This window comes from Streptomyces niveiscabiei (assembly GCF_033794345.1).
Lineage (GTDB): Bacteria > Actinomycetota > Actinomycetes > Streptomycetales > Streptomycetaceae > Streptomyces > Streptomyces niveiscabiei.
Genome location: NZ_JARAYJ010000015.1, coordinates 40031 through 59085 on the forward strand (window position 1 = coordinate 40031; position 19055 = coordinate 59085).

16 protein-coding genes are annotated in these 19055 nt (G+C 71.7%); 14 read left to right on the top strand and 2 right to left on the bottom strand.

What is annotated here, in order from left to right; all coding sequences use genetic code 11:
- The first annotated feature begins 501 nt into the window (after positions 1 to 501).
- From PV682_RS21685 to PV682_RS21740, 12 genes are all read left to right on the top strand, one after another.
- On the top strand, positions 502 to 2520 hold the full coding sequence (locus PV682_RS21685; protein ID WP_319732280.1) for an ArnT family glycosyltransferase: 2019 nt from the start codon (positions 502 to 504) through the stop codon (positions 2518 to 2520).
- The gene (locus PV682_RS21690; RefSeq protein ID WP_319732282.1) at positions 2517 to 4742 is read left to right on the top strand and encodes a HAMP domain-containing protein; all 2226 of its coding nucleotides are present in this window, start codon (positions 2517 to 2519) and stop codon (positions 4740 to 4742) included. The genes PV682_RS21685 and PV682_RS21690 overlap by 4 nt, the downstream gene beginning before the upstream one ends.
- A gap of 6 nt (positions 4743 to 4748) precedes the next feature.
- The gene (gene pgsB / locus PV682_RS21695) at positions 4749 to 5960 is read left to right on the top strand and encodes a poly-gamma-glutamate synthase PgsB (RefSeq protein ID WP_319732283.1); all 1212 of its coding nucleotides are present in this window, start codon (positions 4749 to 4751) and stop codon (positions 5958 to 5960) included.
- Positions 5957 to 6439: a poly-gamma-glutamate biosynthesis protein PgsC/CapC gene (locus PV682_RS21700; protein ID WP_010354781.1), complete on the top strand. Its 483-nt coding sequence runs from the start codon at positions 5957 to 5959 to the stop codon at positions 6437 to 6439. The genes pgsB and PV682_RS21700 overlap by 4 nt, the downstream gene beginning before the upstream one ends.
- Before the next feature lie 44 nt (positions 6440 to 6483).
- Positions 6484 to 7530, top strand: a complete 1047-nt coding sequence (locus PV682_RS21705; protein WP_319732289.1) for an NlpC/P60 family protein — start codon at positions 6484 to 6486, stop codon at positions 7528 to 7530.
- A gap of 717 nt (positions 7531 to 8247) precedes the next feature.
- Positions 8248 to 10107 (top strand): glycosyltransferase, encoded by a 1860-nt coding sequence (locus tag PV682_RS21710; RefSeq protein ID WP_319732291.1) that lies wholly within the window; start codon positions 8248 to 8250, stop codon positions 10105 to 10107.
- A gap of 351 nt (positions 10108 to 10458) precedes the next feature.
- On the top strand, positions 10459 to 11838 hold the full coding sequence (locus tag PV682_RS21715) for an MFS transporter (RefSeq protein ID WP_319732293.1): 1380 nt from the start codon (positions 10459 to 10461) through the stop codon (positions 11836 to 11838).
- The gene (locus PV682_RS21720) at positions 11835 to 13031 is read left to right on the top strand and encodes a ferritin-like domain-containing protein (RefSeq protein ID WP_319732295.1); all 1197 of its coding nucleotides are present in this window, start codon (positions 11835 to 11837) and stop codon (positions 13029 to 13031) included. The genes PV682_RS21715 and PV682_RS21720 overlap by 4 nt, the downstream gene beginning before the upstream one ends.
- 64 nt (positions 13032 to 13095) lie before the next feature.
- Positions 13096 to 13584, top strand: coding sequence for a PaaI family thioesterase (locus tag PV682_RS21725; protein WP_319732297.1), 489 nt, complete (start codon positions 13096 to 13098; stop codon positions 13582 to 13584).
- Between the two features lie 5 nt (positions 13585 to 13589).
- Entirely contained in the window at positions 13590 to 13838 is a 249-nt protein-coding gene (locus tag PV682_RS21730) for an acyl carrier protein (RefSeq protein ID WP_319732299.1), read from the top strand.
- Positions 13835 to 15502, top strand: coding sequence for an AMP-binding protein (locus PV682_RS21735; RefSeq protein WP_319732301.1), 1668 nt, complete (start codon positions 13835 to 13837; stop codon positions 15500 to 15502). The genes PV682_RS21730 and PV682_RS21735 overlap by 4 nt, the downstream gene beginning before the upstream one ends.
- 51 nt (positions 15503 to 15553) lie before the next feature.
- Positions 15554 to 16081: a DUF6125 family protein gene (locus PV682_RS21740; protein ID WP_319732303.1), complete on the top strand. Its 528-nt coding sequence runs from the start codon at positions 15554 to 15556 to the stop codon at positions 16079 to 16081.
- 6 nt (positions 16082 to 16087) lie between these two features.
- Here the strand turns inward: PV682_RS21740 and PV682_RS21745 are convergent, their stop codons facing one another.
- On the bottom strand, positions 16088 to 16738 hold the full coding sequence (locus PV682_RS21745; protein WP_319732305.1) for a response regulator transcription factor: 651 nt from the start codon (positions 16736 to 16738) through the stop codon (positions 16088 to 16090).
- Positions 16731 to 17774 carry a sensor histidine kinase gene (locus PV682_RS21750; protein WP_319732307.1) on the bottom strand — a complete coding sequence of 348 codons (1044 nt, stop codon included), beginning with the start codon at positions 17772 to 17774 and terminating at the stop codon, positions 16731 to 16733. The genes PV682_RS21745 and PV682_RS21750 overlap by 8 nt, the downstream gene beginning before the upstream one ends.
- 331 nt (positions 17775 to 18105) lie before the next feature.
- Between PV682_RS21750 and PV682_RS21755 the strand changes: the two genes are divergently transcribed.
- Entirely contained in the window at positions 18106 to 18423 is a 318-nt protein-coding gene (locus PV682_RS21755) for an SseB family protein (protein ID WP_319732309.1), read from the top strand.
- A complete protein-coding gene (locus tag PV682_RS21760) occupies positions 18413 to 19054 on the top strand; it encodes a hypothetical protein (protein ID WP_319732311.1) in 642 nt (213 codons plus the stop codon). The genes PV682_RS21755 and PV682_RS21760 overlap by 11 nt, the downstream gene beginning before the upstream one ends.
- Position 19055: the final 1 nt, after the last annotated feature.

A 19055-nucleotide genomic window follows, 5' to 3' on the forward strand; every position in this document is an offset into this window, starting at 1 on the left:
GGCGTGGCGGGCACCCGCTCGCCGGAGAGCACCACCTCGTAGCGCGCGCACGCCAGTCGGTGGGCAACAGTTCGAGGCGTACGGCGGGGAGCGGCGGCCACGATCGTCCGTGTCCGGCGAACCGGCCCCCGCCGACCGGAGGGGTCCCATCGACCGACCGGCGGGGTGCCTCCCGCAGCCCGACGGATGGTCGGCCGCCGGCCGCCCGGGCAACGTTGTGCCGGTGATCGAGATCGAAAGCACCGAGGGCACGACCCCCCGGCCCTGGCCCCCATCGGAGTCCGTCTCCGTGACGGTCTGTCAAGGGGGCGCCGGAATCCCCGGCTCCTGACCGGAATCCCCCGCTTCTGAACGGAATCCCCGGCTTCTGAACGGCGCGCTTCCCACCGCACCGGCCCTCGCCGCCCTTGAGCCCCCACCCCCGCTCGACATCCCCCGCGCGCACCCCCGGGAACACGCGGCCTTCCGCCCCCCTCCCCCACCGATCCAAGGACCTTCGCCATGGACGCCGTCCCCACCCCCCGGAGCCCCACCCGGCCCGAAGCTCCGGCGCGATGGGCGCGATGGGAGCGCTGGGAACTCCCGGCGCTGGCCGCGGTGCTGGTCGTCGCCGCCCTGCTGTACGCCTGGGGCATGGGGCACGCCGCGATCCACCCCTACTACAGTGCGGCGATCCGGTCGATGGCCACCGGCTGGCAGACCTTCTTCTTCGGCGGCCTCGACGCCGGCGGTTCGATCACCCTCGACAAGCTGCCCGGCGCGTTCTGGCCCGACGCCGTCTCCGTGCGGATCTTCGGGCCGCACACGTGGGCGGTCGCGCTGCCCCATGTGATCGAGGGCGTGCTCGCCGTCTGGCTGCTGCACCGGATCGTACGGGCCTGGGCCGGGCCGTTCGCGGCGCTGATCGCCGCGCTGACGCTCACCCTCACCCCGGTGACCGTGGTGCTGAACAGGGCCACCATCCCGGACACCGCGCTCACCCTGCTGCTGGTGGCAGCCGCCGGAGCGCTGCTCAAGGCGGTACGCACCGGGCGGCTGCTCCCGCTGATCACGTGCGGTGTCTGGGTCGGGCTGGCCTTCCAGGCGAAGATGCTGCAAGCCTGGCTCGTCCTGCCCGTGTTCGCCCTCATCTACCAACTCGCCGCGAGCGGCCCGGCGTTGCGGAAGGCCCGGCGCCTCCTGCTGGGCGGCGCGGTCACGCTGGCCGTCTCCTGCTCGTGGGCGCTGATCGCGTGGCTGACTCCCACGGGCGACCGCCCGTACGTCGACGGCACGTCGAACAACAACCCCTTCAGCCTGGTCTTCGGCTACAACGGCGTGAGCCGCTTCAGCGGCGACGGCACCGCGCTCGGCGCCGTCCCGGCCACCGCCGCCAGCCGTACCACCGGGAACACCGGCTGGGGGATGCTCGTCAACCACACCGTCGGCCCGCAGATCGCCTGGTTCCTGCCGCTCGCCGTGCTCGCCGTCGGCACGGCCCTGGTCTGGCGCGCCCGCGAGCCGCGGACCGACCCGCTGCGCGCGGGTTTCCTCCTGTGGGGCGGCTGGCTCGCCGTCCACGCCGTGGTGTTCAGCGTCTCCAACGGCAATCACCCCTACTACACGGCCGTCCTCGCCCCGGCCGTCGCCGCGCTCACCGGAGGCGGGCTCGCGCTCTTCAGGTCCGCGTACGAGGCGTCCGCGTACGAGGCGTCCGCGTACGAGGCGTCCGCGTACGAGGCGTCCGCGTACGAGGCAGGCGGCCGACGGCGGTTGTGGCTGCCGGCGGCGATCGTGCTGACGGTGGCCTGGGCGCTCGTCCTCGACCGGCCGACCTGGTTCGCCCCCGGGCTGCTGGTGTTCGCCGTGTTCTTCGCGGCCTGCGGGGCGTTCGGCCTGTGGTCCAGCGGGCCGCGTGCCTCCCGGCGCCGGGTCCACGGCTCCCTGGCCGCCGGAGTCGCGGCGATGCTGCTGGTCCCCGCCTGCTGGGCCGTCTCGTCCCTCGACCCGCGCTACGCGGGCGCCGCCACGTCCCCGACGGCCGGTCCGGTCGGCGATTTCCACCACCGGGCTCTGCACGACCCGGCCGCGCTGCGCCGGGCCGAGCTGGGCCGGCCGAGCGCCCGGGACACGGCCCTGCTGGACTACCTCGTCGCGCACCGCGAGGGCGAGGAGTACCTGCTCGCGACCCAGGCCGCCTACCCGGCGGAGCGTCTGCTGCGCGCCCAGGACCGGCCCGTGCTCGTCATGGGCGGTTTCACCGGCAGGACGCCCTTCCCCAGCGCCCCGCAGCTCGCCGACCTGATCGCCGCCCGCCGGCTCCGCTTCGTCCTGCTCACTCCCCTGCGCCCCACCACCCCCGCCACGACCTGGGTGAAGTCCCATTGCCAGCGCGTCCGCTCCGGGGAGTACGGCTGGCGCGCCAAGGGCAACTTCGGCCTCTACGACTGCCGCGCCACCGCCGGGCCGAGTTCCCCCCTCACCTCTTCACCCGGCATCGGCACCCCTGGAATCGACACCCCTGGAAAGGACTTCTCTTGACCACCAGTGAATCCCCGATATCCGAGCGGGGCCCGGCACGGCGTCGGGCGGACATGGCCGTGCTGGGAGGGGTGCGACCGCCGCTGGCGGCCCTGCCGGTGCTGCTGGCGCTCGTCGCGGGCCTGACGGTGTTCGCCGTCGGCAGCGACACCGAACACGGCGTCCCCGAGGCCGTCCTCAGCTCCCAGCAGCACATCGCCGAGGACGGGGCGGTCGCGCTCCAGGCCGCCGTCGACCAGAGCGTCACCGACCTGCGGACGGCGGCCTCGGAGGTCACGGCCTCCGGGTCCGTACCGGCGGACCGCGTGCTGGCCCGCCTCGACCGGCCGCACCGCAAGTGGCGCGGCAGCGCCGTCGTCGACCAGGCCACCGGACGGCTGCTCGCCGCGCAGGGCGAGGCCCTGCCGCTGGGGAAGGTGAACGTGCGCGGGCTGCCGGCGAACCCGCCTCCGGCCCTGGTGCGGGACGACTCGGGCGTCACCCGGCTGCTGGCCTTCGCGACGCTGACGCAGGGCGGCAAGCAGCAGGTGCTCGTCGCCTCCCAGAGCGTGAAGCTCCCCGGCATCACCGTCGGCAAGGAGCACACGCTCACCGTCGTGGACCGGGACGGCAACCCCCTCACCTCGACCGGCCCGGCGCCCGGCGTCGTCCGCGCCAGACCGCTGGCCGTGACCGCCGCCCGCCAGGCGCAGAGCGCGGGCCCCTCGGACACCGCCGTCGCGGCCGGCGGCTTCGACGGTCCGAGCGGCAGCCTCGTCGGAGCGGCGGACGGCGACCACCGGACCGCCGCGGGGTACGCGGCGGTGGCCCGCGGGCTCGCCACGAAAGAGAGCCCGAGCAGCGGACTCGGACTGACGGTCGTCACGACGGTCCCGGCCGAGGGGCACGGGACCGGGACCGGTGACCTGCGGCTCGCCCTCCTCGCCGCGGCCGTCCTCGCGGCCCTCGCGGCCGGGGTCACCGCCGCCCTCCATCTGCTGGTGCAGCGCCCTGTGCTGCTGCTCCGCCGCGAAGCGCGGCGGCTCGGCTCGGGTGACCTCACGGCCCCCGTCCCCGTCCCCCGCTTCGGGGAACCCGCCCGGATCGGCGCCTCCTTGGAGGCACTGCGCCGTCAGCTCCGGGGCGAGGACGGCCCGTCCGCGCAGGCGCCGGCCAGAAGACGGCTCGGGCTGCGCACCGTCGTCGCGGTGAGCGCGTTCGCCCTGATCGCCTGGCCCACGTCGATGCTCCTGACCCTCAGCAGCACCCTGCCGCGCCCCGCCGACGCCGTACCCCGGCTGATCTCCGACGACCAGCGGCAGCGCACCGTGACGGCGGCCGACCGGATGCGCCGGGGCATCAACGACGCCTACGCGGACCTCACCCGGCTCGCCACGGTGGTCGACGCCTCCCGGCCGGAGAAGGCGCGCGAGGTCCTCGGCAGGTCCCTGGAGCGGCACGGCCGCTACCGGTCCCTGTACGTCGTGGACAGCGCGGGCGGGATCCTCGCCCAGGCCGGCGGCGAGCCCCGCACCCCGAAGAAGGCCCGCGTCCGGAGCGGGGTCACGCAGACGAACACCTCCGGTACGGAACCGGTGCTCGCGGCCGTGGCCGCCCAGCCGGTCGCGGGCGGGCCGAAGAAGGGCGAACGCCGTTATGTCGTGGGCGAGTTCAAGGTCCAGTATCTGACGGGGATCCTCAACCGGCCCGGTCTCGGCTCGGTGTGGCTGGTCGACTCCGAACAGCGGGTCATCGCGTCCAACAAGGGGTTCGTGGCCTTCGACCGGGTCCCCGACCGCCGGCTGCGGAGCCGGCTGAGGGACGACCGGACAGCCAAGGGCTCCGCCGATGTGCTGGTCGGCCGGCGGGATCCGGCGATCGCCGCGGTGGCGCCGTTCAGCGACAAGCCGGGCGTCGCGAGCAAGCTCGGCTGGAAGGTCGCCTCGATCCGGCCGGTGTTCTGGATCGGCCTGCCCCAGTACGAGGCACAGCGGCGGATCATGCTCGTCGGTCTGCTGGGGATGACCGCGGGCGCCCTGTGCGTCGGCTGGCTGTACCTCGTCGTCGTCCGTCCGCTGCGGGACGTCGCCCGGGGCGCCGAGGCGCTGGCGGCCGGGGACCGCGCGGCGGTGCTCTACCCGCGCCATCACGACGAGGTCGGCTCCATCGCCCGCGGCCTCGAAGTGATCAGACAGCGCCTCCCCCGCACCGACACCCCGTCCAGTCCCGGTCCCAGGAGCTGACCCACCGTGCTCTTCCTGTACTGCGTCCTCGCGCTGTGCTGCGCCGGCCTGCTCGTGGCAGGCGTCGTCGAACAGCGCCGCCACGACGCGAACCTCGCCGTCATCCCCACCCGCGTGCTGGTCAACGGCATCCGCGGCAAGTCCTCCATCACCCGGCTGTGCGCGGGCGCGCTGCGCGGCAGCGGCCTGGTGACCGTGGCCAAGACCACGGGCACCGCGGCCCGGTTCATCCACCCCGACGCCACCGAGGAGCCGGTCTACCGCAAGTTCGGCATCGCCAACGTCGTCGAGCAGATCGGCATCGTCCGGCGGGCCGCCGGCTACCGGCCCGACGTCCTGGTCATGGAGTGCATGGCCGTCATGCCGGCGCTCCAGGAGATCAACCAGACCAAGCTGATCCGCTCCACCATCGGCGTGCTGTGCAACGTCCGTGAGGACCACCTCGCCGAGATGGGGCCGACGCTGGACGACGTGGCCCGCTCCCTGTGCCGGTCGCTGCCGGTGGGCGGCGTCTGTGTCACCGCGGAGAAGGAACGTTTCCACATCCTCCAGGAGGAGGCCGACGCCCGGAACTGCGAGCTGGTCCACGCCGACCCGGACACCGTCACCGACGAGGAACTGCGCGGCTTCAGCTGGTTCACGTTCAAGGAGAACGTCGCCATCGCGCTCGCCGTCGCCGAACTGCTCGGCATCGACCGCGCGACCGCGCTCAAGGGGATGTACGACGCGCCGCCGGACCCGGGTGTGCTGTCCGTCGAGCGGTACCGCACCCCTGACGAGAAGCGGCTGCGCTTCGCGAACGTCTTCGCCGCCAACGACCCCGAGTCGACGCTGATGAACATCAACCAGCTGCTCGAACTCGGCGCGATCCAGCGCCCGTTGCACGTCGTCATCAACTGCCGTCCCGACCGGGTGGAGCGCAACGGGCAGATGGGCGCGCTCATCCCCCAGCTCGACCCGGAGACGGTGTTCCTCATCGGCCACCCCACCAAGTCGGCCGCCGACGCGATCCCCGCCCACTGGAGCGGGAACGTCGTCGACCTCGGCGGCGAGCGCCGCGACCCCGACCGGCTCACCGAGGAACTGCTGGCCCACCTGGGGCCGGAGTCCTCCGTCGTCGCCATCGGCAACATCCACGGCCAGGGCGAACTCTTCCTGGAGCGGCTCGCCGCGCTGGCACCCGACCACACCAACTCCCCCCATGGAGAGCTCCGTTGATCCCCGCAGTCGTCACCCCCCAGATCGCCGCCATCGGCATCGCGCTCGGTCTGGTGTTCTCCCTCCTGTGCTACCTGACCACGAACCTCTCCCCGGGCGGCATGATCACCCCCGGCTGGCTCGCCCTCACCCTCGTCGGTGACCTGCGGCGCGCCGCCATGGTCGCGGCCGTGGCCGCCCTGACCTACCTGCTGACCAAGGTGCTCCAGCGGTTCGTGATCCTCTACGGCAAGCGGCTGTTCGCCGCCGTCGTGCTCATCGGGGTCCTGCTCCAGGCCGGTCTTTCCCTGCTGCTCCACCAGCAGTTCCCGCTGCTGTTCGCCCACCAGGCCCTCGGGTTCATCGTCCCCGGCCTCATCGCCTACCAGCTGGAGCGGCAGCCCAAGACGGCGACGGTCCTCTCCACCTGCGCGGTCACCTTCGCCACCTACGTGATCCTGGTGTCCGGACTGCTGCTGGGCGCCCTGCCGACGACATGAGCCACGCCCCCGCCGCTCTCCTTCCCCCTTCATCGGAGTGACCAGTGAAACGCCTCCTGACCAGGAACACGGTGCTGTTCCTCGTGACAGCCGTCCTGTTCACGGCGACCTGCGGGCTGGCCCTACAGCTCAGACACCGCGGCGACACCCGGGCGGCGGCGCCGGTACCGCCCACACCATCGGCGCCGCCGCCCGCCGAGATCCAGGCCAGGAGCGGCACGCTGCTCTTCGAGCGGATCAGCAGCCCCGCCCGCACGGTCGCCCGCGACCAGAGCGGCACCGTCGTCGCCACCTTCACCGACGGCGCCCGTACGGCCGTCCTGACCGGCCCCGGCCGGACCTTCGCCGAGCCCCGCACGACGGACGCCAAGGTCGTCACCAAGAGCTGGGTACGGCTGCTGCCCACGCCCTGGACCCAGGGCGCGGAGCGCAGCGCCTGGTTCACCCCCTGGCTCACGTCCCGCCTCGCCGACCGCGGTCCGGACATCCTCGCGACGGCCTTCGAGTACGTCGCCGGCGCCCCGACCCGGAAGACGGCGGCCGGGGTCGCCTACAGCGGCGCCGCCCGCTACACCCCGGACACCACCGGCGGCTCCGCGCGCGCGGGCTCGGACTTCTACGACTACCTGGGCGTCCCCTGGACCTTCCCCGACACGGTCGTCCGCAGCCCCGAGAAGGACCGCGCGCGCTCCGTCGACAGCTCCGGCTATGTCCGGCTGGTGTACGGCTACCGCGCGGGCGTCGCGCTGGACAGCAGGGACAACGCGACGGGCGGCGGGTTGCAGCGGTCCCCCGACGGGATCGCCCGCGGGCGGCTCGGCGTGCCGGTGATCCCCCTCACGGACCGGCGCCCCGCCGTCATCCAGCAACTCCAGCCCGGCGACCTGGTGTTCTTCAGGGCACAGGAGCAGTCCGGCAAGCGGATCGACCACGTCGGCATCTACCTCGGCCTGGACACCGCCGACCACCCGCGCTTCATCTCCAGCCGCAAGAACGCGGGCGGGCCCACGATGGGTGACAAGGGCGGCACCTCGCAGCTCGACGGCGGCGGCTACTACGCCCAGGCGCTGCGCGCGGCCCGCCGCGTCTGACGGCGCCCTCCGCCCCGTACCCGCCCCCTGGCTCCCCACGGCCAGGGGGCGCTTCGCGTCCGGTTTCCCTGTACTTAGCCGCTCACCCGCCGCACGGGCGGAAAACGGCCGCTCGCCCCTGGCACGATGCGACGCAGCGGCACGCGAAGCGAGTTGAGGAACGAGTCGGGAAACGGAGGAAGGTGAAGATGATGGACCCGCGCGACCGGACACAGGCCAGGCGGGCGACCCACAGGCCCCCGCCCGGGCCCCGGTCCTGAGACGTCTCACGCGCCGGTCCCGCGTCCGCTCGACCACCGGCGAACACGTTCGACGTGCGTCTCCCGCGCTGCCGGGCGCCCCGCCCACAGGGCCGGCACCGCTGCCGGCCCGGCGGAAATGATCACGCGCCCGGAGTCGCCGGCGGCCGGCCGGGGGGCGGAGATCCTCCCGGTCGAGAACCCGCGCCGAACGCCCTGTTGAACGTCCTGCTGAACGCCTTGCTGAACATCCTGCTGAACGCCCTTCGCATGCCCTGAAGCGCCTGCGGGCGTTTCTCCCTGCCCCGCACCGGCCTCGGACATCGTCGTCCGGCACTCGTCTGCCCGTGCTCCGGCCTCTCCTCGCCCGGCGGCGCCCACCCGCGCCCACCCGCGCCCATCGGCGCCCACCCGCGCCCACCCGCGCCCATCGGCGCCCATCGGCGCCCGCCGGAGCCCACCGGAAAGTTGGAACCCCATGAATGTCCTGGTCGCCACGTTACTGATCGTGGCGGCGGCACAGCTGGCCGCCATTCTCACGCTGTCGCTGCGTCCCCAACCCCCTGCCTGGGAACAGCGTTTCCCTTTCGCGGTGCACGCCCTGTGCCTCGGCGCGGCCGTGCTGGTGAGCGTGGCCCTCGGGGGCTCCCTCACGTGGGGGCTGCTCACCGCGCTCGCCCTGGCGGCGCTCGGCTTCGTGGCCCGCCGCCGGCTGACCGCCTTCCGGCCCCTCGGCGCCCTGTTCGTCGTGACGTGCGCGCTCCTGAGCGTCCTGCCGGTGGTGTGGCTGGTGCCGTTCGCGCTGACAGCGGTCGACTCGGGAGCGAGCCCGGTGACCCTCGCCCTGGTCACGCTGAGCTCCCTGGTGACCATCGTGTGCCTCCCGTCCGACCTGCTCGACGAGATCACGGGCTCCGAAGTGCTCCTGCGCTCCCGGTGGCGCAGGGCCGGAGCGACGGCGCGCCCGAGGCCGGCCGGGTTCGCGCCGATGGTCTCCGTGCAGCTCCCGATCCACTCCGAGCCGCCCGAGGTGGTCATCGGCACGCTCGACGCCCTGAGCCGGCTCGACTACCCCGACTACGAAGTGCTCGTCATCGACAACAACACCGCGGACGACAGTCTCTGGCGGCCCGTGCAGGAGCACTGCGCCCGGCTGGGCGAGCGGTTCCGGTTCCTGCACGTCGAGGGGATCACCGGGGCGAAGGCCGGCGCGCTGAACTGGGCGCGGCCCCACATCTCCCCCCGCGCGGAAGTGGTGGGCGTGGTCGACGCCGACTACATCGTCGAACCGAACTGGCTGGCCGACACCGTCGGTTACCTGGAGGACCCCGACACGGGCTTCGTGCAGTGCCCGCACGCCTACCGGGACTACGAGTCGTCGGCCTTCACGAGGATCGCCAACGCGGAGTACGCCTTCTTCTTCGCCGCGCACATGGTCTCGCTCGACGAGAACGGGGCGGGCCTCACCGTCGGCACGATGTCCGTCATCCGCCTGGCCGCCCTCGACAAGGCGGGCGGGTGGGCGGAATGGTGCATGACCGAGGACTCCGAACTCGCCATCCGCGTCCACGCGAGCGGGTACAAGTCCGTCTACCTCAAGCATCCGCTCGGCCGGGGCCTCGTACCGGAGACCTGGAACGGCTACAAGAAGCAGCGGTTCCGCTGGACCTACGGCCCGGTGCAGGAGATCCGCGCCCACGCCCACCTGTTCCGTCCCGGAGCGGGCCGGACCTCCTCGCGGCTGAACGCCGCGCAGCGGATCTACCACGCCAACCACGGCCTGATCAACGCCTTCCGCGGCCTCCGCTTCGCCGCTCTGGCGGTGCCCCCGGCGATGCTGCTGTCCATGGTCGCGCACGGCGACGTGTGGCCGGTGCCGGTGACCTGGTACGTGCCGTTCCTCTTCGTGATGGCGGGCAGGCGGCTGTTGCAGTGGACGGTGTACCGCAAGGTCATGGGCTTCACCGCCCGCGAGTTCGCCGGCGCGATCGTGGCCCAGCGCGCTCTCTTCTACGTGATCGGGAAGGCGGCCCTGGTCTCGCTGCTGAACCGGCCCGCCCTCTGGACGCGCACCGACAAGTTCCGCCGTCTCCAGTCCAGGCTCCAGGCGTTCGGCAGCGCCGGCGCGGAAACCGTCCTCGCCGTCCTCTTCCTCGCCTTCGCCGTCCTCGCCCTCACCGCCCTGCCCTTCGGCGTGGTCTCCGTCGCCCTGGCACTCACCCACCTCTACCAGGCGCTCAGTTTCAGCGCGGCCCCGGCACTCTCCTACCTGGCGGAACGCGAGATACGCAAGGAGCGGACACCCACCCGCGTCACCTGTGTGTCCGCTGGCTCTTGATCCAGCCATTGTCATGGCGCAGCGTGGCCAGGGCGCCTGACCCGGCGGAATATGGGAACCCGGTTCTGGGCGGCGACGCGGAACACGTGGCACTACTACTTCCGTAGCAGACGGACTGCCCCCTTCGGCTCACTTACGCGGGCGCACGTGGTGCGCCGGTCGCCACCCCCTTGTGCTCGGAGGCGCCCGCGCCATGGGATGGGCGTCGGCGGGGAGCTCCCGGCCGGTCCGGCTCACGACACGGCAGGAGTTGACCCGATGTCCCCACGTCGCGGTTCCACGCGTTCGCCCGGCGGTTCCGGGGAGCCCGTGCAGAAGGCACGGACAGGGCTGACACTGACCGTTCTGTCCGTGGCCGCCTTCATGGCCGGGCTCGACCTGTTCATCGTGAACGTGGCCTTCGACGCCATCGGCCGTGACTTCGACGGCGTGTCCCTCGCCGATCTGTCATGGGTCCTCAACGGCTACGCGATCGTCTTCGCCGCGCTGCTCGTCCCTCTCGGCCGGCTGTCCGACCGGCTCGGCCGCAAGCGGGTCTTCCTCCTCGGACTGGCGCTCTTCACCGCCGCCTCGGCGGCCTGCGCCGCGGCCGACGGGCTGTGGCCGCTGGTGGTCTTCCGGGTGCTACAGGCGGTGGGCGCCGCCGCTCTGACCCCTGCCAGCCTGGGGCTTCTCCTGTCCGTCTTCCCGGCCGAACGCCGCATGGGCGCCGTCCGGATCTGGTCGGCCAGCGGGGCGCTGGCCGCGGCAGCCGGTCCGGTTGTCGGCGGCCTGCTGGTCAACGCCTCGTGGCGGTGGGTGTTCCTGGTGAACATTCCGGTCGGGGTGGCGGCGCTGGTGGTGGCCCTGTGGGTGCTGCCCGAGTCGCGGGAGACCCGGGCCGGACGGCTGCCGGACCTGCTCGGTACGGCGCTGATCACCGGGGCGACCGGGGCACTCGCGCTGGGTCTGGTGAAGGCCAACGCCTGGCCCGCGACCCGGACCGCGGGTGTGCTGGCCGCCGGGGCCGCCGGCATCGTCTGGTTCTGGCTCCGCTCCCGGCGCCACGCCGCCCCGGTGATCGAGCCGGCGCTGCTGCGCGTACGGTCCTTCGCCTGGTCGAACATGGCGGCGCTCACCTTCAGTGTCGCCTTCGCGGCCAACCTCCTCGCCACGGTGCTGTGGATGCAGCAGGTCTGGGGCTACTCGGCCCTGCGTACCGGACTCGGCATCGCCCCCGGCCCGCTGATGGTGCCGGTCACGGCCCTCCTCGCGGCCCGTCTGTCCGGCCGTTTCACCCAGGGCCGGATCGCGGCGGCCGGCTGTGTGCTGTGCGCGACGGGCGTCGCCCTGATGGCGGCCTCGATCGGCCGGACGCCCCACTACGCCACGGAGTTGCTGCCCGGCTGGCTGATCGGTGGCGCCGGCGTCGGTCTGGCCCTGCCCACGATCCTGGCCTCGGCGACAGCGCAGTTGCCCGAGGACCGGTTCTCCACCGGAAGCGCCGTGGTCAACATGAGCCGGCAGCTCGGCAGCGTGCTGGGCATCAGCGTGCTGGTCGCGATCCTCGGCGATCCCGTCACGTACGACGCGACCCACCGTGCCTTCGTGCACGCGTGGCTCACGGTCGGCGTCTTCATGCTGGCCGGCGGTCTGACCGCGCTCGGCATGACACCCCGTTCCACCGCACCGCGCCCATCAGGCGGGCTCGTCGTCGAGCCCGCCGCCGAAGTTGCCAGGGGGAACCCATGAGAAAGACCCACGTCGTGTTCGTCGACTGCCTACCCGGTGTCGAACTCGGCGCCCAGATGTCCCTCGCCCGGTTCGGCGAGGTCCAGCTGGACCGCAGCCGGCCGGACGACTTCGAGCGTTACCTGCACGAACTCGAGCCCGGCAGTGAACTCGCCGCCGCGTTCGTCGGCTCGTCGTCCACCTCGGTGCCCGCGGCCGTGAAGAAGCTGCGCGGCCACGCCAGGTTCACCAAGACCCGGCTCTTCGTGGTCGGCGACGCGGCGGGCGGACCGGTGCCCGGCTGGGTCGAGGCGCTGGACGTGGAGGACATCCTCGCCCCGTCCGCCTTCGACGGCTTCGGACTGGCCGACACGGTCGGGATAGCGATGCGGGCCTACAGCTCGCTGACCCTCGACCCGCTGTACACCGACTTCTACCTCGACATGACGTGGAACAAGATCTTCGACTGGTTCGAGACCACTCGCTGGGACTGGAAGGAACTCGACCTCGACCGGCTGAACCCCGAGCTGATGAGCGAGGAGGAGACCGACTTCCTCACCGAGGCGGCCATCATCGAGTTCGGTACCCTCCCCGGCGCCCACAACTTCCTGCGGGAGTGGGAGGGCGAGACCAGCTTCTCCTCCTGGGCGCTCGCCTGGGGGGCGGAAGAGGCCCGGCACTCGCTCGTACAGGCCCGCTGCCTGGACAAGCTGGGGATCAAGGTGCGTTCCAAGCACGCCCTGTACAAGAGGGAGCCGTACCCCATCGGAAACAGCCGGACCGGCACCCTCGTCATGAACATCATCTCCGAGGCACGCGCCGCCGAGCTCTACCGCTCGCTGGCCGCGGAGACCAAGGAGCCGGTGGTCCGGGGGATCTGGAAGCTCCTCGGCCGTGACGAGTCCCGGCACGCTCGGGCGTTCTACGTCTTCGCCCAGGAGCTGTGCGACGCCAACCGCGAGGAGCGGATCGCCGCGCTCAAGATGGCCTACGTCTGGCTCGCCGACCGCAGCGACGGCCTCAAGCACCCCGCCGGTCACTTCTATCCGCACTCCACCTCGGCCAAGGGCATCCGCCGGATCGAGACCATCCAGGACGGGGCGACCGACGCCGCCGACAACAAGGTGCTGCAAATGGTGCGGCGCCTGGTCGAGGACGACTCGATCGAGTCGTCCCGCGACATCAAGCGCAAGCTGCGCTCCCTCATCCGGTGACCTGTCCCGTGCCCGTACTGAACGCGCCACCCGGCGAGCGAGGAGCGAGAGGTTGCCCGAGTCGATGAGCGAGGAGACGGAGAACCCGTCCAACTGCTTCGGCTGCGCACCGCACAATCCCATCGGGCTGCGGCTGGTCTTCGAGCGCAGCGGGACCGGGTACACCACCCGGTTCCGGCTCGGTGCCGACTACGAGTCGTTCCCCGGTGTGATCCACGGCGGCATCGTCGCCGCCGTCCTGGACGAGACCCTGGCCCAGGCGGTGTACCGCTCGGGCTGGGTCTCGGCCTTCACCACCGGTCTGCGCGTGCGCTACGGACAGCCCATGGAGACCGGCGCCGAGTACACCGCCCATGCCGAGATCACCAGGCGTGACGAGACGTCCGTACGGGCATCGGGCGAGATCCTGCGTGGCCGCGACCTGGTGGCCACGGCCGACGGAACCTTCCATCTGCTGACCGACGAAGTACTGGCCGCGCGGAGCGACCGGCTGCCCGACCGGCTGGTCGAGGCGCTGACCGCGGCGAACAGGAACACCAACCAGGGGGACTGACCACCATGGACCTCAAGTCCGAGATATACGCCACGATCGCCGCCGAGCTGGAGATCGACGCGAGCGGCCTCAGCGACGACCAGCACTTCCGCTCCCTGCCCAACTTCGACTCGATGCGGGTGCTCCAGATCATCGTCAGGACGGAGCGGGCCTTCGACATCGAGATCGACGACGAGGCCACCTTCAAGACCCAGACGATCGGCGACTTCGTCACCCTGGTCGACGGACTGCGCCGGCAGCGGGAAGCGGTGTGAACCTGGTCCGGGCACTGGGCGAGATCGCCGCTGGCGACACGGGCGCCCGCCACGGCCTGAGCCTGTACCGGGACGAGACGGAGGTCGAACACGTCACCTACCGGGACCTGTACATCTCGGCGGGACGCGTGGCGGACGGGCTGGTCAAGCACGGGGTGACGCCCGGTGAGCGGGTGGCGATCACCCTGCCCACGTCGGCCGGCTTCGCCCGGGCCTTCTTCGGCGTACTGGCGGCGGGAGCCGTCCCCGTGCCGCTCCCGCCGCCCGTACACTTCACGCGGCTCGAAGTCCACCTGAGCCGGATCGCGTTGGCCATGCGCCAGTCGAAGGTACGGCGGGTGCTGAGCGACGGGCCGCTGAGCAGGCTGATCGAGCCGGTGCTCGGCGGCACCGGCGGAGAGTTCGGCGTCCATGACGTGGCGGAGGTGGAGGCCGCCGCCACGAGCGAGGTGTACGCCCCGGCTCCCGCCGGGTCGCCCGCACTGATCCAGTACACCTCGGGCACCAGCAGGCAACCGAGGGGCGTGGTCCTCAGTCACGCCAACCTGCTCGCCAACATCGCCTCGATCACCGAAGGGCTCGACGTCACCGACCAGGACGTGTCCTGTAGTTGGCTCCCGCTCTTCCACGACATGGGGCTGATCGGCACCCTGCTCGCCCCGGTGCTGGCCGGCGCCGACTGCCTGCTGATGCCGCCCGAGGACTTCCTGCGCGATCCCGGCCGCTGGCTGCGCATGATCAGCCGGCACCGCGGCACCGCCACCACGGCACCCAACTCCGGCTACCTGTACGCCCTGCGCAGGACCTCGCCCGAGCAGGTGGCGGAGCTCGACCTGTCCTCGTGGCGGGTCGCGCTCAACGGCGCCGAACCGGTCGACCCGGAGCTGCTGCGCCGGTTCGCCGGCCACTTCGCCCCTGCCGGCTTCCGCGGCACCGCGTTCCTGCCGGTCTACGGGCTGGCCGAGGGCAGCCTGGCGGTGACCTTCACCGCGCTGGGCCGCCCCACGCGCAGTGTCTTCGCCCGCCGGGACCAGCTGGCGGTCGGCAAGGTCGAGATCGTGCCGGCCGGCGGTGCGAACGGCGAAGCCAGGGAACTGGTCTCCGTGGGTGTCCCCGTGGCGCGCACCGAGGTCAGGCTCGTCGGCGACGACGGTCTGGAGGTGACCGGCGAGGACCGGGTGGGTGAGATCCAGATCCGTGGTGCGGCGGTGATGCGGGAGTACGAGGCGGACGCTGCCGCCACCGCCGCCACCGTGCTGGAGGACGGCTGGGTCGCCACCGGGGACATCGGCTTCCGGCAGCGGGGCGAGCTGTTCATGGTGGGCCGCACGAAGGAGATGATCATCGTCTTCGGCCAGAACTACTACGCGTCGGACATCGAGGCGGTGGCGGGCGGCGTGCCGGGCGTGGCGGGCGGCGCGGTCCTCGCGGCGGCGCTGCGTACCGCGGAGGGTGAAGGGCTCGCCCTGATCGCGGAGACCAAGGAGTCCTCGCCGGAGGAACAGGCCGCGCTCGTGGCACGGCTGAGGCTGGCGGTGTCCGACGCGGTCGGGCTGTCCCCCCGCAAGGTGATCCTGCTGCGCCGCGGGCAGCTGCCGCGCACCTCCAGCGGGAAGCTCAGACGTCATGGGCTCGACGAGTTGCTGGCCATGGACGAAGCCTGATGGACGAAGCCTGACCGAGGACCGTGTCACCGAAGAAGGAGAGACTGAGTCATGACCGACGCCAACGCGTGGCTGATTCCCCTCGACGGCACCCAGCGGGAGGAACTGCTGCGCCGCTCCTGGATGGCCACCGACGGCCTCTGGTTCTACCAGACCGCGACGAAGAGCGGCATGGACGGTGCGAACGAGGCGAACATCCAGGTGGTCCGTGAGTTCGGCCGGCAGGAGATGGTCCGGCTGATGCGCAGCCAGGGCATCGAGAAGGTGGAGACCGTCGCCCAGTACCGGCAGTTGTTCGCGATGGCGGTGGAGCTCTATCTGGGGTCGCTGTTCGCCGCGGAGGAGTCCTTCGCCGACGGCACCCAGCTTCTGGAGGTCTCGACGTGCTTCGCCCACAAGGGCGTCGAACGGGCGGGCATCGAGAAGCTCTACCACTGCGGCCCCGGCGAGCGGCTCACCGGCTGGCTTCAGGCGATGGACCTGCCGGCCCGCATCGAACCCGGGGTGGGCCTGTGCCAGATGGCGCACACCGGCGCCTGTAGCTACCGGCTCAAGGTCGGTCTGCCGCAGGAGGCATGAGCCGGATCAGAGGATGCCGCTGTCCCGTGCCCGCCGGATGGCGTCCACCCGGGACACGGCCCCGAGCTTGCGGTAGATGTTCGTCAGATGCCGCTTGACCGTAGCCTCGGCCAGAAACAGCTCGTCGGCGATTCTCATGTTGCTCTGCGCCTGGGCGACTCGGCCGAGGATCACGGTCTCGCGCGGGGTGAGCAGCGGTGGCTGTCTCCCCGCGGTCAGCATCCTGGCCATGTTCCGGGAGACGGCGAGGGTGACCCGGTCCGGTTCACGCACCACCGACCGGACGGCCATGAGCAGTTCCTGCGGCGAGATGGACTTCAGCAGGTACGCGGCGACGCCGGTCTCCAGCAGTCTGCCGAGCAGCTCGGGTGTGTCGTGCATGGTGAGCACGACACACCGGGTACCCGGGCTGTGCCGGCGGATCTGCCGGACCGTCTCCTCGATGCCGGGTCCGGGCATCTGCACGTCGAGCACGGCGATGCCGGGCTGGTGCAGCCGGGCCAGCTCGATGGCCTCCGTACCGCTCCGGCCCTGCGCGACGACGTCCAGCCAGTCCTCCCGCTCCAGCAGACCGGTGAGCAACTCGCGGAACAGCAGATGGTCGTCCGCCACCACGGCCAGGACGGCCGGCGCTCCCGTCACGTCCGCGTCAGACACGCCCGTGCCAGCTCACCAGTGGGATGGCCACGCTCACCGTCGTGCCGGACCCGGGTGTGCTGCGGAACTCGGGCGAGCCGCCGAGCAGTGCGGCGCGCTCCCGGATGGAGGTCAGTCCGCCGGTCCCTCGCAGGAGCGTCCGGTCGACGTCGAATCCGGTTCCGTCGTCCCGCACCGAGGCCCGGATCAGGGGGCCGGTGATCGCCACGTCGATCCGGACGCTGCGGGGATCCGCATGGCGGGTGGCGTTCCTGACCGCCTCCCGGATGATGTAGTAGAGCTCTTCGGCCACCGGTGCCGGGAGCTGGGCCGCGTCGCCGGTCACGCCGCACTCGACGGTCACCCCCGGGGGCACGGTGGTCGGCAGGAAGGCCCGGATCGCCGCGTCGAGGCTCGCGCCGGTGACGGACGTCCGCAGTTCGTCGGCCAGTTGCCCGATGGAGTCCAGGGTGGCGCGCAGCGTCGCGGAGGCCGAATCGAGCCGGTCCCGGCTGTCGCCTCCGGGGTCGTACAGCTCGAGTTCGAGGAGCGACACGAGGATTTCGTGGGATATCCGGTCGTGCAGATCGCGGGCCAGCCGACGGCGCTCGTCCTGGTGCGAGCCGTGCAGCTTCTCCCGCAGGAACTGGATGTAGCCGACGCAGCCGAGGGTGATCTGTGTCATCACCGCGTCGTTGACCTGCTGAGTCAGACGGAGAAAGGCCGCGGCGTCGGGGCGGTCCGGCAGTAACTCGCGTATCAGCTCGGGCAGCGCCAACTCCTGGAAGAGGGCCGCCGCTCGCACCGCCTCGGTCGGATGGATGTCGAGGGACGCCCTGCGGGCGCTGAATTCCGCGGCGCCGCGGAGGGACTCCGCGCTCGGCCCCCTGTGGGCCTGCGCGCCCACGATGTCGTCCAGGAGCAAGTCGACCTGGCGGGCGAGCAGTTCACTCAGATGAGGCTGCCGGACGAGCGGGCTGTCCAGGGCCCCGAGCCGCTGGAAGAACTGATCGGTGATGCGCGTGCGCGTGCGATCGGAAAGATCGGTTCTGCCCATGTCGACGGAATCGGGACTTTCGTCAGGTGAATCTAACGCCATGGTGGCATCCCCCACGATTCTGGCCTGTTTCGCCGTGTTCCCTCACGTCCGATCGTAGCGCGCCCGGCAAACACCGCTTTGTGGCCGGGAGACGTGACGTCAACACGCCGGAGGCCATTGTCCGGGCACGGACATGAGAACAACCGATCTCCCGACACCGGCTCCAAACCTCGCGTCCCGCCAAGCATGACTTCCCTGCATCGAGGCCGGTCCGCCTCGGAAATCTTCACGAGAACCGCCCCTGTCCCCCGTGCCCTGGTCGGCGAGATTGCGGCGTTCGGTCCTTCTCGTGCCGACGGCCGCCGGCGGCCTCTGGTCGGCGCGGTCGGGCGGTGTCCGGTGGATCTGCGGGTTCACCGACGAGTCCGCACTGGCCCGGTTCGCTCTGCACCACGGCCCCGGCGGTCAGCCCATGGAGTACGCGGCGCTGCTGGGCGCGCGCATCGTGGACGAGATCGTGCCGTCCCTGAACGAACCCGCCGGCCTCGCCGTGGACATCGCCACCGAGGACGGGGCGATGTTCTTCCCACCGGTCACCGGCATCGTCCCGGACGGCGCCGCCGTCGACTCCGGCGAGGCGCGGGAGGAGCGCGGCCATGGGCGATGACGGAATGGACCTTCAGCTCGGCAGGGAAGCCGTCGCGAAGTTCACCCAGGGCGTGGGCGCGACCATCGACGCGCTCGGTGACCTCGGCGGCCCCACCGGTTCGGTGCTGGGCAAGGGCTTCTCGGAGCTGTCCATGACGGGGATGGAGGCCGGACACCACGGCCTCTCGGTCGACTTCGAGGACTTCTGCGAGCGCTGGGAGTGGGGGGTACGGGCCCTGGTGAGCGATGCCGGCGAGCTCGCGAACCGCCTCGGCCTGGCCGCGGGCACCCAGTGGGAGAACGACCAGTACGTGGCGGGCTCGCTGAAGGTGGGCGTCAACGCCCTCATGGGCGGCAATCCGCACGCCACCGAGGAGGAGATCGCCCGGCAGAACTGGGGCGACGTGTTCACGCCGGACGCCCTGAACCCCGACTACAGCCCCGAGTCGTTCGAGAAGGCCGGCCAGGACATCGAGCAGACGTGGAAGGACACGGGCCGCACGCTGCTCACCGAGGGCCAGGGCGGCCAGCGGTCGGAGGTGCTCAAAGACACGCTCGGGATCTCCGACGGCGAGTGGAACCAGGCACTGGACGACACCTTCGGCCCCTCCCCCGAGGAACGGCAGACACCACCGTCCGGGGGCAACTGAC

Bases quoted from the DNA above. Each gene is read 5' to 3' on its own strand.
- PV682_RS21685 (WP_319732280.1), top strand. From the start codon at position 502: ATGGACGCCGTCCCCACCCCCCGGAGCCCCACCCGGCCCGAAGCTCCG.
- PV682_RS21710 (WP_319732291.1), top strand. From the start codon at position 8,248: ATGAATGTCCTGGTCGCCACGTTACTGATCGTGGCGGCGGCACAGCTG.
- PV682_RS21720 (WP_319732295.1), top strand. From the start codon at position 11,835: ATGAGAAAGACCCACGTCGTGTTCGTCGACTGCCTACCCGGTGTCGAA.
- PV682_RS21725 (WP_319732297.1), top strand. From the start codon at position 13,096: ATGAGCGAGGAGACGGAGAACCCGTCCAACTGCTTCGGCTGCGCACCG.
- PV682_RS21730 (WP_319732299.1), top strand. From the start codon at position 13,590: ATGGACCTCAAGTCCGAGATATACGCCACGATCGCCGCCGAGCTGGAG.
- PV682_RS21740 (WP_319732303.1), top strand. From the start codon at position 15,554: ATGACCGACGCCAACGCGTGGCTGATTCCCCTCGACGGCACCCAGCGG.
- PV682_RS21750 (WP_319732307.1), bottom strand. From the start codon at position 17,774: ATGGGCAGAACCGATCTTTCCGATCGCACGCGCACGCGCATCACCGAT.
- PV682_RS21760 (WP_319732311.1), top strand. From the start codon at position 18,413: ATGGGCGATGACGGAATGGACCTTCAGCTCGGCAGGGAAGCCGTCGCG.